Raw genomic sequence first — 13,329 nt, forward strand, 5'->3', positions numbered from 1 at the left:
CATGGCACGCAAGCTCGACAACAAGATCGCCCTCGTCACCGGCGCCACCACCGGCATCGGCCTGGCCACCGCGCAACGCTTCGCCGCCGAAGGCGCGCACGTCTACCTGACCGGCCGCCGCCAGGCCGAACTCGACGCGGCCGTCGCCTCGATCCGCGAAGCGGGCGGCGCCGCCACCGGCCTGCGCGTCGATTCCACGAAGTTCGACCAGCTCGATGCGCTGTATGCGCAGATCCGCGAAGCGCACGGCCGCCTCGACGTGCTGTTCGCCAACGCCGGTGGCGGCTCGATGCTGCCGCTCGGCGAGATCACCGAAGCCCACTTCGACGACACCTTCGACCGCAACGTGAAGGCCGTGCTGTTCACGGTGCAGAAGGCGCTGCCGCTGCTGGCCGACGGCGCGTCGGTGATCCTGACCGGCTCGACGGCCGGCAGCGCGGGCACCGCGGCGTTCAGCGTCTACTCGGCCTCGAAGGCGGCGGTGCGCGCGTTCGCCCGCAGCTGGATTCTCGACCTGAAGCCGCGCCGCATCCGCGTGAACACCATCAGCCCGGGCGCGACGCGCACGCCCGGCCTGCTCGACCTGGCCGGCCAGGACGAAGCGCAACGGCAGGGGCTGGCCGACTATCTGGCCGCGCAGATCCCGCTGGAACGCCTCGGCGAGCCGGAGGAAATCGCGAGCGCGGCGCTGTTCCTGGCCTCGGACGACGCGAGCTTCGTGAACGGCGCGGAACTGTTCGTCGATGGCGGCCAGCAGCAGATCTGAATGCGGGACCGGGCGGCACGGCGCGCGAGTCCGGCGCACCCCGCCCGGCCCTTTCGAGAGCCACGCATCATGATCGAACCTCGCTGCTTCACGTCGCTGGGCTGCCTCTCGCGCGACTGGCTGAACACGCGGCTGCATTTCCGCCACGGCGATCTCGGCGGCGCCGGGCATCATCCGCTCGGCCCGCTGATCGTCTGGAACGACGACGAGATCGCGCCGCACTCGGGCTTCGGCCTGCATCCGCATCGCGACGTCGAGATCGTGACCTGGGTGCGCTCGGGCGCGATCACGCACGAGGACGACGCGGGCAATCGCGCGCGCATCGTCGCCGGCTGCACGCAGGCGATGAGCGCGGGCAGCGGCGTCCATCACGCCGAGCGCAACGCGGAAGGCGTGCCGGCACGGCTGTTCCAGATCTGGCTGCGACCACGCCGGCCCGGCGGCTCGGCACGCTGGGCGACCTGCTGGTGCTCGCACGAGCGGCGCGAAGGCCGCTTCGTGACGGTGGCGAGCGGCGACCCGGCCGACCAGCGGGCGGGCGCACTGCCGATCGACGCCGACGCGCGCGTGCGCGTCGCGACGCTGCGCGAGGGAGCCCGCCTGCGTTGCATGCTGGCCGCGCCGCGCATCGCCTATGTCGTGGCCGACCAGGGCGGCATCGAGATCGGACCGGTGCGGCTCGGGCCGCGCGATGGCGCGGTGGTGACGGACGAGCCGGAGATCACGTTGATCGCGCGCGAGGATACCGACGTGGTGATGGTGGAGTTGCTGAGTCCGGGCGAGTAGTGAATTTGATTGCGCACGCAACCACTTTATCCACTGTCGATTCACCCTTTCGCCTCGCGACGAAGCGACCTTTTTTAAGGGCAATACGTCCTTTAAGCCATCTGCCTCGCGTTCCATAATCTGCCCGTCAATCAGGTCGTGCCAGACGTCGTTTCGCCTGGCGCTCGCGACCTGATCCATCACGAGGCAGGGAACGGAACATGAACATGAGGCTCAGCAACAAGACGGCGTTGATCACGGGCGGCACGAGCGGCATCGGGCTCGCCACCGCGCGACTCTTCATCGCCGAAGGCGCGCGCGTGGCGGTGACCGGCCGCGACGAGGCCGCGTTCGAACGCGTGCAGGCCGAGCTTGGCGAGAACGCGCTCGTGCTGAAGGGCGACGTGCGTTCGATCGACGACATGCGGGCCGTCGCCGCCACGATCAAGGCGCGCTTCGGCGGCCTGGACGTCGTGTTCGCCAACGCGGGCTGGGCGTTCCCGTCCGCGCTCGGCGACATCGACGACACGCTCTACGACGCGATCATGGATGTCAACGTCAAGGGCGTGGTACACACGCTGCAGGCGGTACTGCCCGACCTGCGCGACGGCGCCTCGTTCATCCTCAACACCTCGTTCGTCGCGCAGACCGGCCAGCACGGCATCTCGCTGACGGCCGCGGCCAAGGCCGCCGTGCGCTCGCTCGCCCGCAGCTGGTCCCACGAGTTTCTCGACCGCAGGATCCGCTTCAACGCGATCGCGCCCGGTGCGATCGATACGCCGCTGATCGGCAAGTGGGGCATGCCCGACGCCTGGGTGCGCGACACCAAGGCCGGCCTCGCCCAAGCCATTCCGGTGGGCCATCTGGGCAAGGCCGACGACATCGCCTACGCGGCGCTCTATCTGGCCAGCGACGAATCCTCCTACGTGGTCGGCACCGAACTCGTCGTCGACGGCGGCGCCTCGCAGCTCTAAGCCGCCCGCGCCGATCCGCCGGATCGGCTCTCCTCCATCCCGATCCCCCGATCCTGCCCAACCCGGCCGCGCGCGCCGCCTGGCCGACGCAATAACCGTAAGGAGACCTCATCGTGACCGACCGCAGCAAACCCGCTTCCTCCCCGGCCCCGCTCAGCGGCGCCGGCCATGCCCGCCGCGACCTGCTCAAGTTCGGCGGCGCCGCCACGCTCGGCGCCGTCCTCGGCGGCGCGACGTGGCTGGGCCACGCCACGCCCGCTCATGCCGAGACCGGGAGCGGCGCCGAACTCGCGCCGGGCGATCCGCTCAACATCCTGATCGTCAACTACGACGGCGGCACGCTGCTCGACTTTGCCGGCCCCAGCGAAATCTTCCACCGGCTGCCGAACACGAACGTACGCTACGCGAGCCTCGACGGTGGCAACGTCACGCTCGAATTCGGTGTCGTGTACGGCAGGACCGAACGGCTGGCCGACATCGAGCGCACCGACCTGCTGCTGGTGCCGGGCGGGTCCGATCTGTCGGCACCGATGCGTCCCGCGTATCAGGCGCAGATCCGGCGCCTCGCCGACAGCGCGAAACACGTGACGTCGGTCTGCAACGGCTCGCTCGTGCTGGCCGCCACCGGCGTGCTCAACGGCAAGCGCAGCGCCTGCCATTGGGCCTTCGTCAACAAGCTGGCCGAATACGGCGCGATTCCCGTGCCGGACCGCTTCGTGGAAGACGACCACGGCCGCTTCATGAGCGGCGGCGGCGTGACGGCCGGCATCGACTTCGCGCTGCGCGTCGCGGCGAGGCTGCGGGGCCGGCAAGCCGCCGAATTCACGCAGCTCGCGATCGAATACGATCCCGCGCCGCCGTTCCATTCCGGCCATCCGCGCGACGCGCGGCCGGAAGTGATCGCGATGGTCGACAAGGAACTGCCCGGCGCCTCGAAGGGGCTCGCCCGCATCCCCGGCGTGCGCTGATCGCTCGAAATCCACTCTGAACCGAACCCTGACCGGACATCATCGAATGAAACGGATTCATCTCCATGCCGCGGCGCTGGCCGCCTGCCTGCCTCTTTTCGCGTTGGCGAGCCCGGCCATCGCCGGCGCGCCGGGACCGCAAACCGAAGCGGCCATCAAGGCCGAGAACGCCCGCTGGTCGGATGCGTTCGCGCGCGGCGACTACGCCGCGATCGGGCGCCTCTACACGCGTGACGGCGCGCTCCTGCCGCCCGGGGGCGAACGCGTCGTCGGCGGCGCGGCCATCGCCGAGCATTTCGCCACGAGCTACGCCGGCGCGAAGCCCGATACCGTCTCGTTCAGCCACTACGAGTTCTACGGCAACGACCGCACCGTGACGGAAGTGTCGGACGCCGACATCCACGATCCGGCCGGCGAACTCAAGTATCGCGGCAAGCAGATCCTGGTGTTCGTGAAGCAGGACGGCGCCTGGAAACTGCATCGCGACATCTGGAACGACTACCCGCTCAAGAAGTAGAACGTGCTTCTATCGCGGCAGCAGGTCGGGCCGCGTGAGCCACTGGCCGGACGCACGGCCGGGCAAGCGTCCCGGCCGCATGACGATCGCGATGATCAGCGGCTGCCGGCCAGCCGGCTCTCGCGTCGAATCGATTGCGGCGGATGCCCGAGCAGCTTCACGAAGGCGCGCCGCATCCGCTCCGGATCGATGAATCCCACCGCCAGCGCAATCTGTTCAATGGGCTCGCTGCCGTCCTGCAGGCGCAGCCGCGCTGCTTCCACGCGCAAACGCTCGACCGCGCGCGCGGGCGTCTCCCCCGTTTCGCGGCGGAACGCGCGCCCGAACTGGCGCGGGCTCAGGCGGGCCGCATCGGCGAGCCGCTCGACCGGCAACGCCTCGGCCAGATGCTCGCGGGCGAAGTTCAGCGCGATGCGGATGCGATCCGACTCCGGGTCCATCTGCGACATGGCCGAGAACTGCGACTGGCCTCCCGGCCGCCGGTACGGCACGACCACCAGCCTCGACACGTCGCGCGCGATCTCCACGCCCATGTCGCGCTCGATCATGGCCAGCGCCAGATCGATGCCCGAGGCGATGCCGGCCGAGGTCCAGATGCGGCCGTCCGCGATGTAGATGCTGTCGCCCTCGACCCGCGTGCGGGGAAAGCGCGACTGCAGTTGCGCCGCGTAGCGCCAGTGCGTGGTCGCCCTCAGCTCGTTGAGCAGGCCGGCTTCGGCGAGCAGGAACGCGCCCGTGCAGACGCTCGCCACCCGCGATGCCTTCGCGCTCAGTTTCCTTGCGGCGGCCACGTTGCCCGCCTCCTGCATCGGCTCGATCTCGCCGCCCACGAAGATGACCGTGTCGAACCGGCGCCGGCCGGCCGGCTTCGTCTCGATCGGCAGGCCCGTGTTGCCCGGCATCATCCCGCCCGTCTGCGAGATCACATGCAGTTCATACGGCATGTGGCCGGCGGCGGTGGCCACCTGATTGAAGGTCGAGAGCGGGCCGCCGAGATCGAGCACGTCGTAGCCGCGACAGACGAAGAATCCGATTCGATGCATGAGGATGGGTTAACTCAAGACTCCGAAGCGTCTTATTTTAAGGAAAATATCGGGTTTGGGACGAATGTCCTCAATCGAGGGGAAAACGTCCTTTGCGCCATGTTCGGGCGGGCGTATGAGGGGTCGTCTTGCGGCTTGATGAGGCGCGATGACGATGATGCTCGGGGCGTTCCGGTTCGTCTGCCCGCATCCGGCCAACCGAAAGCATTTCGCAAGAAAATCGCTCCGACACCCGCCCCTGCTGAAATCTTGTCGCCGCCCGTCATTTTATAGATAATAGATAAAATCAATTTTCGGACCACCCCCATGCCTCCCATCGAACTCACCGGCGACACCCTCACGCTCGCCGAGATCGTCGCCATCGCCCGCCATCACGCTCCGGTCCGCCTCGGCGATGCCGCTCGCGCCAATCTCGTCGCCACCCGCGATTACATCAACGACCACTGGCTCGTCGATCACGCGCCGCTGATGTACGCGTTCAACACCGGCGTGGGCGCGCTGAAGAACCAGCGCATCAGCGCGAGCGACATCGCCCGCTTCCAGCGCAACCTGATTCACTCGCACTCGGCCACCACCGGCGAGCCGATGCCGGACGAAGTCGTCCGCGCGATGATGGCGATCCGCGTCAACACGTTCGCGCGCAACCATTCCGGCATCCGCGTCGAGGTGGTCGACCGGCTGATCGCGATGTTGAACGCGGGGATCACGCCCGTGATCCCCGCCAGGGGCAGCGTCGGCGCGAGCGGCGACCTTGCCCCGCTGGCCATGATGAGCGGCGCGCTGCTCGGCCTGGAAGCGTCGAAGGTAAGCTTCCGCGGCGAGGTGATCGGTGCGCGCGCGGCGTTCGAACAGGTCGGGCTCGCGCCGACCTTCGACGTCGAGGCGAAGGACGGCACCGCGCTGATCAACGGCGCCACCGCGTCGCTCGCCTACGCCGTGATCGCGGCCCATGACGCGCGCCAGCTGCTGTCGAGCGCCACGATTTCGCTGGTGCTGTCGCTGGAGGCGATCCGCGCCGAGCGCGCCTGCTTCGACGACCGCGTGATGCTGGCCCGCCCGCACCCCGGCCAGCGTCGCGTGGCGCAGGCGATCCGGCGCCTGCTCGACGGCAGCACGCGCTGCACGAACGAGGCGCGCGCGCTCCCGCCGCCGGGCACCGATGCGGCGGGAGCGGCGGCGCTCGCCCAGCCGCGCATCCAGGACGTCTATTCGTTCCGCTGCTCGCCGCAGGTCTATGGCCCGGTACTCGACGCGCTCGACTACATCGACGGCATCCTGACCACCGAGATGAACAGCGCGACCGACAACCCGCTGATCTTCGGCAACGACGGCGGCAGCTACGACATCGTCTCCGGCGGGCATTTCCACGGCCAGTACGTGGCGCAGGCGATGGACCTGCTCGCGCTGGTCGTGACCGACCTCGGCGCGATCTGCGATCGCCGCAACAACATGATGATCGACCCGGCCGGCAACTACGGCCTGCCGCGCAACCTGATCGCCACCGAGCCCGGCATCAACACCGGCTTCGCCGTGGTGCAGAGCATGGGCACCGGGCTGGTGCTGGAAAACATGGGGCTGTGCAGCCCCGCGAGCGTCATCAGCCTGCCCGCCAAGGGCAACCAGGAAGACCACATCAGCAACTCGTGCTTCGCGGCACGGCGCACGCGCACCGTGGTCGAGAACACGCAGGCCGTGGTCGCCGCCGAAGTGCTGATCGCGGCACAGGCGCTCTCGCTCACGCAGCCGAGCCACGCCGCGTTCCCGATCGGCAAGGGCGCTGCGGCCGCGCTCGCGCGCGTGCGCGCCGAGGTGCCGGCCATGCTCGGCGACGACCGCTGGGTCTACGACGACGTGGAATCGGTAAAATGCCTCGTCCGCGACGGACACTTGATCAGTGCGGTAACGGCGGCCTGCGGCGACATGTGGGCGCCGATGGCTTAAAGGACGAATCGAAAGTGGGTGGTGACAGTTCGGATTCGCTGCCGGCGCGGATTGCCGCCGGCCTGGCGGAGCAGATCATTCGCGGCGAGCTGAAGCCCGGCGACCGCGTTCGCCAGGACACGGTGGCCAGCGATTTCAACGCGAGCCACGTGCCGGTGCGCGAGGCGTTTCGCCGGCTGGAGGCGCGCGGCCTGCTGGTGTCGCGCGAGCGCAAGGGCGTGTACGTGCCGCTGCTCGACCGGGCCTCGATCGTCGAGATCATGCGGATGCGCGTGGTGCTGGAAGGGCTCGCGCTGAAGCATGCGATTCCGAACGTCACTGGCCATGATCTCGATCTGGCGGAGTACGCGATCGCCGAGGCGGCACATTGCAACGACATCGCGAGCTGGGAAGAGGCGAACCGACGTTTTCACTCGAGCCTGTATGCGCCGTGCGGGATGCCCCGGTTGTTGGCGGATATCGAGCGGCTGCATGAAGCACGGCTCAGATACATGTATGCGACGGCGGCGGTGATCGACTGGCACGATAAATCCGAGCAGGAGCATCGTGGTTTGGTGGATGCCGTGCGAAGGGGCGATGTCGAGGCGGCTTGCTCGATATTGGCGCGGCATATCGAGGATGCCGGGGAGATTCTGGTGGCGGCGGTGGCGAGGGTGTCGGGCTGAGGGCGGTCCGTCGACATGCCACCGCGGGCAAGCAGCGGATGCCCTGCCAGTTGCTGCGTGCCGCCCTCGAGCCGGCAGCGGCGGCACCGGGACTGAGGTTCAAAGAAACAGGTCGTGGGCCTGCTCAAACATCTCGGCCAACTCCTCGGCGACGAGCCGGATGGCCGCGTCCTTCCGGTCGCGGCGACGCGTGACCAGATACACATCCCTGTCCGGTGGGCTGGATCCCAGATCGCACATTCGCAATGCCGGATCGCTGCGTCCAATGTAATGGGGAATCAGCGCGAGCCCGATACCCGAACGCGCGGCGATCGATTGGAGAAACTGGTCCTTGGCGCGAAACGCCACGCGCGCAAGGGGGAAATGCTCGGACATCCATCTTGCTGCGGACAGATAGGCGTCCGCTTCGTTGAACCCGATGAAGACCGGATCGCCATTCGCCTCCACGGCTCGACAGGCCTCCTCCGTTCCATAGAATCCGTAACCGACCGTGGTCAGCTGGCGTGCAATGACATCCCCGTCCTTGGGCTTGTCGAACCGGATGGCGATGTCAGCCTCGTGCCGCTCGAGACTGACGGACCGCAGCGCAGGGGATAGGTCGATGTCCAGCTTGGGGTAGCGGATGGTCAGATTCACGAGGCGCGATGTGAGGAAGCCAGCCGACAGGCCCGGCGACGCGCTGATCCGCACCAGGCCGGCGGGCGTGCCGTCAGCCATGCCGCGCCTGAGGAGTTGGGCCGAGTGTTCCATGCCACTTGCCGCTTCAAGCGCGTGAGTTCCGGCACGCGTCAATACATAGCCTTCGGGGCGCCGCTCGACGAGCTTGTCACCGAGGCTTTGTTCAAGAGAGCGAAGCCGACGGGCGATCGTCGCATGGTTGACCGAGAGCATCCGGGCGGCCGCTGACAGGCTGCCGTGCCGCGCCAGTGCCACGAAGGTCCGGACGTCCTCCCAGTCGAAGTCTGTGCGTTTTTGCTCAGCCATTGATTGAGGATGGTGTCTTTTGCAAACCCGAACAATGCCTTAGATTTTGGCCATCGTGCAAGGGTAAAGGAGCCCAAAATGTCAGCGATCAAGAAAGTCGCCATCGTCACCGGCGCGTCCCAAGGAATGGGCGAAGGCATCGTCAATGGATTCCGCGCGCGCGGCTACGGCGTCGTCGCCACGTCGCGCTCGATCCAGCCTTCGACCGATCCGGACCTGATCACCGTCGCAGGCGACATCGGCGATCCGGAGACGGGCAAGCGTCTGGTCGCGGCGGCCCTTGACCGGTTCGGCCGCATCGATACGCTGGTGAACAACGCCGGCATCTTCATCGGCAAGCCGTTCACCGAATATACCGAGGAGGACTATCGGCTGAAGCTGAAGACCAACCTCGACGGCTTCTTCTTCACCACGCAGCGGGTCATCCCGGTGATGCTCAAGCAGGGCAGCGGCCACGTCGTGCAGATCACGGCCTCGACGGCGGAATTCGCCAGCTCGCGTTCTCCAGCCTTCATCGCCATGCTGACGAAGGGAGGGATGAACTCCGCGACCAAGAGCATGGCGATCGAGTACGCCACGCGCGGCATCCGCGTGAACGCCGTGGCACCGGGCGTGATCCGCACGCCCATGCACGATCCCGAGATCGTCGAAAAACTGGCTGCCTTCCATCCCATGAACAAGCTGGGCGAGATCGACGACATCGTTCGCGCGGTGCTCTACCTCGAGGACGCAGCCTTCTCGACCGGTGAAATCCTGCACGTCGATGGCGGCCTCATCGCCGGTCGCTGATCTGCCGGGTCGCTCGACGCACGCCCGTCTTTCTGCTGGAGAATCGTATGCCGATCGTGACCATCCTGGTGACCCGCGAGGGCACCGGCCCGGGTGCGGAACGCACTACCAGGGAGCAAAAAGCCGAGATCTACCGAGGGATCGCCGACCTGCTCTTCCATGTCATGGGCAAGCCGCATGCGGAGACAACCGTCGTCTTACACGAGCATGAGATCGACGACTTCGGACAGGGCGGCCTGCCGCTGTCCGAATATCGCAGGCAGCGCGCGCGGGCTCCCCGGACCGGGGAGCCCGGAAACTAGCGCCGCGTTCGCGTTGTCGCTTCGGGGCCGGCAAGCCGTCGACATCTCCCGAGCGCGAAGCATCCGCCGGGCTGCGTTCGGCGTTGCATGCATCCGCAGCGGCGCCCGCATCGACGCACGTTTCCAGTCGAAAACCCCGAATCCGCGACCTACCCCGCGCCGGCATCCGGAACACACCGTGAGTCCGCTCGGAAACGCGATGACGGTAACTGGGGTGACTGCCGCAATCGTCGCCACCCCGCCACGGCATCAAATCAAACTGTCGCGCGAAAACGCAAAAACTCAGAAGCGCGTAAGCATCCCCACCGCGCCCATCACCTGATTGCCGGTGGACGACGCGCCGCCCGCGTTGTACAGCGCCGCGACGTTCTTGTTGCCGGTGGCGTGCTGGTACATCGCCTCGGCGTACAGCTCGGTGCGCTTGGACAGTGCGTAGCGCGCGATCGCGTTCACCTGGTTCCACTTCGGATCCGCGCCGTAGGCCGTGGCGCCGCTCAGGTGCGCATCGGTGTAGGCATACGAGAGGCCAGCCTTCAGCGCCGGCGTGAGGTTCACCATGCCGTTGACTTCGTAGTTGTCGAAGCGTGCCGAGCCGTTGTTCAGGCCGAGCGCGCTGGTGCCCTGGTACTGGCTGTGCGAATACACGAAGCCGAGCACGGCCGGCCCGAACGCGTAGCTGAGGCCGGCGGCGGCGGTGCGCTGCACGTCGGACGTGAGGTTGCCCTTCACCTCGGCCTGATCGACGGCGCCGCCGGTGTTGGCGAACGCACTGCCGACCTTGGCGGCCGTGCCGTTGGTCTGCAGGTAGCCGGCGGCGGCTGTCAGCGGCCCGAACGTGTAGCTCGCTCCCGCGCTGTAGGCGCGGCTCACGGCGAATGCGGTGCTGTTGCTGAGCGCGTACATGCCGCCGAACTTGAAGCCGGCGTAGTTCAGGCTCGTGAACTTCACGGCGTTGTTGAAGCGCACGCTGTGCTGCAGGTTGTCGTTGTCATACGGGTGCGCGAAGCCCGAATCGCCGAACGTGCCGGCGGTGGCGGACAGCGGCGCGACGAAGTCGACCACGTCGTCATACTGGCGGCCCACCGTGAGCGTGCCGAACGTGCTGCTGCTCAGGCCCACATACGCCTGGCGGCCGAACATGCGGCTGTTCTGGCCCAGCTGCCCGTTGTTCACGCTGAAACCGTTTTCGAGCACGAACACGGCCTTGAGGCCGCCGCCGAGATCCTCGGCGCCACGCAGGCCGAAGCGGCTGCCGCTGATGTTGCCGCTTGCCAGCGCAACGCGGCCGCTACCGCCGACGTTGTTCGTATAGGCAATGCCGGCATCGACGAGACCGTACAACGTGACCGAGCTTTGCGCGTGGGCGGAAGCTGCCGCGAATGCGGTAAGGCAGGCGGCGGCAATCGAGATTTTTTTCACCGGGAGACTCCAGTTCTTTAGAAACGCTGGTTCGAGACGCCGCCGAGTATAAAAAGACCGACCGCGAAAAATGCCCGCTGGATCCCGCACGCACCCTTCCGGGAAATGGAAGAATCGATCAAAAAGCTGAAATATTTGCCGGCATGAGCAGGCGGCCCCCGACAACGACGCACGCCAACCCGGATTGATGCGCGGGATCGGAAACTCCTGTTCGAATCGCCCTCGGCAAGCCGCAGGCCGGCACCGCCCCCCACTCCATAGCCGCCCCGGCGCGCAGCGCGTTGCTGCACCATAGCCCCCGCCCGGCATGGCTTTCGCCGCCCCGGCGCGGCGCCGCAGCATCGCGCGCCGGCCTCTCCCGCCCCACCCGCCTCGTTCCCCGTTCGGCGTTAACCCTATCAAGACACCCCTTCCTGATCCGCCTATGCTTCACCCAACACTCTGGATACAGAGTTCAGAGCACAAACTCAGAGTACGGCGTTCAGCGGTGAACCGCCTGACCGAGCGTCCCTATCAATCACTGGAGGAAAGACATGAGCGTCAAGTCGGAAAAAATGGACGATCAGAAGCGCACGGCCGGCGGCGCCGCGCCGGTGGCGAAGAAGCTGATCCCGTTCGGCGGCTACTACACGAACAAGGTGCCGGAGCACGACCCCGAGCTGACGGAAACCGGCCCCGGCACGCCGATGGGCGAATTCATGCGCCGCTTCTGGCATCCGGTCTGCATGTCGGCGGAGCTGACCGACACGCCGCGCTTCATCAAGATCCTCAACGAAGAGCTGGTGGCGTTCCGCGACAAGAGCGGCGCGGTGGGCGTGCTGCACGCGCACTGCGTGCATCGCGGCGCCTCGCTCGAATACGGCGCGATCCAGGAGCACGGCATCATGTGCTGCTATCACGGCATGGTGTTCGACGTGGACGGCAGCTGCCTGCACGTGCCGTTCCCGAAGGGCGAGGAGAAGGAAGCCGAGCGCTTCGCCTGCTCGATCCGCCAGGGCGCCTACAAGGCGTTCGAGCGCAACGGCCTGGTGTTCGCCTACATGGGGCCGCCCGACGAGGAGCCGCCGTTCCCCGAGTGGGAAGGCGACTTCACGGTGATGGAAGGCGACGAGCTGGTGCCCTACAGCAACTTCCAGCATTGCAACTGGCTGCAGGTGCAGGACAACGCGGCCGACAACTATCACCCCACGGCGCTGCACGCGGGCAAGAACGTGGTGGACGGCCACTATCAGGGCACCACCTTCGACGAGGTCGGCGCGGCGTCGATGGAAGTCGCGCCGGACATGAACTTCGTGCCGGTGCAGAACGGCCGCAGCCTGGCCTGCGCGGGCGCGCGCCGCGTCGACAAGGACAAGCTGTTCGTGCGGGTCCAGCATCAGGTGCTGCCGAACCTGAGCCTGCACGCCTACACCTCCGAGGACGGCTCGCAGAAGAAGCTGTTCAGCCGCTTCCACATCATCCGCTGGACGGTACCGGTGGACGACGAGAACAGCAAGATGATCGGCTGGCGCGTGATGGGGCCGGGCATCGACACGCGCGGCATCGGCCGCAAGGAGCTGGTGGGCTACGAGTCGATCGACTTCCTCGAAGGCCAGGTGGCGATGCGCCGCCCCGAACGCTTCGGCCAGTACAAGCTGGAAGACCTGCCGCCGATCCCGCCGAACCACCGCGAGCGCCCCAACTACAAGGACGCGCAATACGCGCCGGGCGACTACGAGGCGATCATCAGCCAGCGCCCGATCGCGGTCCACGCGCTCGAACATCCGACCCGCTTCGACGCGGGCCTCTACCAGTTCCGCAAGATGCTGCGCGATGCGGTGCGCGGCACCAACGCGCAGGCCTCGGCGGCGGGCTTCGTGCAGTGGTTCCGCGATCTCAACGGCATGCCGAACAGCTTCTGCTCGGGCAATGTGTTCGAGATCGCCGAGGGCGAGACGGTGGAGGAAGAAGTCGCGCGCCGCCGCAAGGTGCTGAAGGCGGTGGTCGAGATCCTCACGCAGAGCGAGCCGATGAAACCGGGCGAGCGCGGCGAGTTCGTGCGCGAGCGGTTCGAGGAACTCGAGCGTTCGCTGAAGGGCTGAGACGCCGACACGCACCGCGCAAACCACGCCGGCGGCCGGTGCAGCGCGCGGCTACCGGCGGACGCATCCGGCAAGCAGTCAGGAAGGGAAGGAGGAACAACACGATGGCGATGGC

13 protein-coding genes are annotated in these 13,329 nt (G+C 67.2%); 10 read left to right on the forward strand and 3 right to left on the reverse strand.

What is annotated here, in order from left to right; all coding sequences use genetic code 11:
- The first annotated feature begins 1 nt into the window (after position 1).
- The 5 genes from BpN12_RS13335 to BpN12_RS13355 all read left to right on the forward strand — a co-directional run bounded on the left by BpN12_RS13335 (position 2) and on the right by BpN12_RS13355 (position 3,990).
- A complete protein-coding gene (locus BpN12_RS13335) occupies positions 2-766 on the forward strand; it encodes an SDR family NAD(P)-dependent oxidoreductase (RefSeq protein WP_246793050.1) in 765 nt (254 codons plus the stop codon).
- A gap of 69 nt (positions 767-835) precedes the next feature.
- Entirely contained in the window at positions 836-1,552 is a 717-nt protein-coding gene (locus BpN12_RS13340; RefSeq protein ID WP_246793051.1) for a pirin family protein, read from the forward strand.
- Between the two features lie 206 nt (positions 1,553-1,758).
- The gene (locus BpN12_RS13345; protein WP_246794712.1) at positions 1,759-2,505 is read left to right on the forward strand and encodes an SDR family oxidoreductase; all 747 of its coding nucleotides are present in this window, start codon (positions 1,759-1,761) and stop codon (positions 2,503-2,505) included.
- Positions 2,506-2,618: 113 nt separating this feature from the next.
- Positions 2,619-3,473, forward strand: a complete 855-nt coding sequence (locus BpN12_RS13350) for a DJ-1/PfpI family protein (RefSeq protein ID WP_246793052.1) — start codon at positions 2,619-2,621, stop codon at positions 3,471-3,473.
- Between the two features lie 46 nt (positions 3,474-3,519).
- On the forward strand, positions 3,520-3,990 hold the full coding sequence (locus BpN12_RS13355) for a YybH family protein (RefSeq protein ID WP_246793053.1): 471 nt from the start codon (positions 3,520-3,522) through the stop codon (positions 3,988-3,990).
- A 95-nt stretch (positions 3,991-4,085) separates the two neighbouring features.
- On the opposite strand, the gene BpN12_RS13360 is transcribed toward BpN12_RS13355, so the two are convergent.
- Positions 4,086-5,033 carry a GlxA family transcriptional regulator gene (locus BpN12_RS13360; RefSeq protein ID WP_246793054.1) on the reverse strand — a complete coding sequence of 316 codons (948 nt, stop codon included), beginning with the start codon at positions 5,031-5,033 and terminating at the stop codon, positions 4,086-4,088.
- 306 nt (positions 5,034-5,339) lie between these two features.
- Between BpN12_RS13360 and BpN12_RS13365 the strand changes: the two genes are divergently transcribed.
- Together BpN12_RS13365 and BpN12_RS13370 are read left to right on the forward strand one after the other, a co-directional pair.
- Entirely contained in the window at positions 5,340-6,974 is a 1,635-nt protein-coding gene (locus BpN12_RS13365) for an HAL/PAL/TAL family ammonia-lyase (RefSeq protein ID WP_246793055.1), read from the forward strand.
- Positions 6,956-7,639, forward strand: a complete 684-nt coding sequence (locus BpN12_RS13370) for a GntR family transcriptional regulator (protein WP_246793056.1) — start codon at positions 6,956-6,958, stop codon at positions 7,637-7,639. Before BpN12_RS13365 ends, BpN12_RS13370 begins: the two co-directional genes overlap by 19 nt.
- A 99-nt stretch (positions 7,640-7,738) precedes the next feature.
- Here BpN12_RS13370 and BpN12_RS13375 read toward each other — a convergent pair whose 3' ends face one another.
- Positions 7,739-8,623, reverse strand: a complete 885-nt coding sequence (locus BpN12_RS13375; RefSeq protein WP_246793057.1) for a LysR family transcriptional regulator — start codon at positions 8,621-8,623, stop codon at positions 7,739-7,741.
- Between the two features lie 78 nt (positions 8,624-8,701).
- Between BpN12_RS13375 and BpN12_RS13380 the strand changes: the two genes are divergently transcribed.
- Positions 8,702-9,412 (forward strand): SDR family NAD(P)-dependent oxidoreductase, encoded by a 711-nt coding sequence (locus BpN12_RS13380; RefSeq protein ID WP_246793058.1) that lies wholly within the window; start codon positions 8,702-8,704, stop codon positions 9,410-9,412.
- Between the two features lie 47 nt (positions 9,413-9,459).
- Positions 9,460-9,714, forward strand: a complete 255-nt coding sequence (locus tag BpN12_RS13385; protein ID WP_246793059.1) for a tautomerase family protein — start codon at positions 9,460-9,462, stop codon at positions 9,712-9,714.
- Between the two features lie 282 nt (positions 9,715-9,996).
- On the opposite strand, the gene BpN12_RS13390 is transcribed toward BpN12_RS13385, so the two are convergent.
- Positions 9,997-11,133 carry a porin gene (locus BpN12_RS13390; RefSeq protein ID WP_246793060.1) on the reverse strand — a complete coding sequence of 379 codons (1,137 nt, stop codon included), beginning with the start codon at positions 11,131-11,133 and terminating at the stop codon, positions 9,997-9,999.
- Between the two features lie 533 nt (positions 11,134-11,666).
- Here BpN12_RS13390 and BpN12_RS13395 point away from each other — a divergent pair.
- On the forward strand, positions 11,667-13,214 hold the full coding sequence (locus BpN12_RS13395; protein ID WP_246793061.1) for a Rieske 2Fe-2S domain-containing protein: 1,548 nt from the start codon (positions 11,667-11,669) through the stop codon (positions 13,212-13,214).
- Positions 13,215-13,329 lie beyond the last annotated feature (115 nt).

It is taken from the genome of Burkholderia perseverans, assembly GCF_022870505.1.
In the GTDB taxonomy this organism is placed as follows: Bacteria; Pseudomonadota; Gammaproteobacteria; order Burkholderiales; family Burkholderiaceae; genus Burkholderia; species Burkholderia plantarii.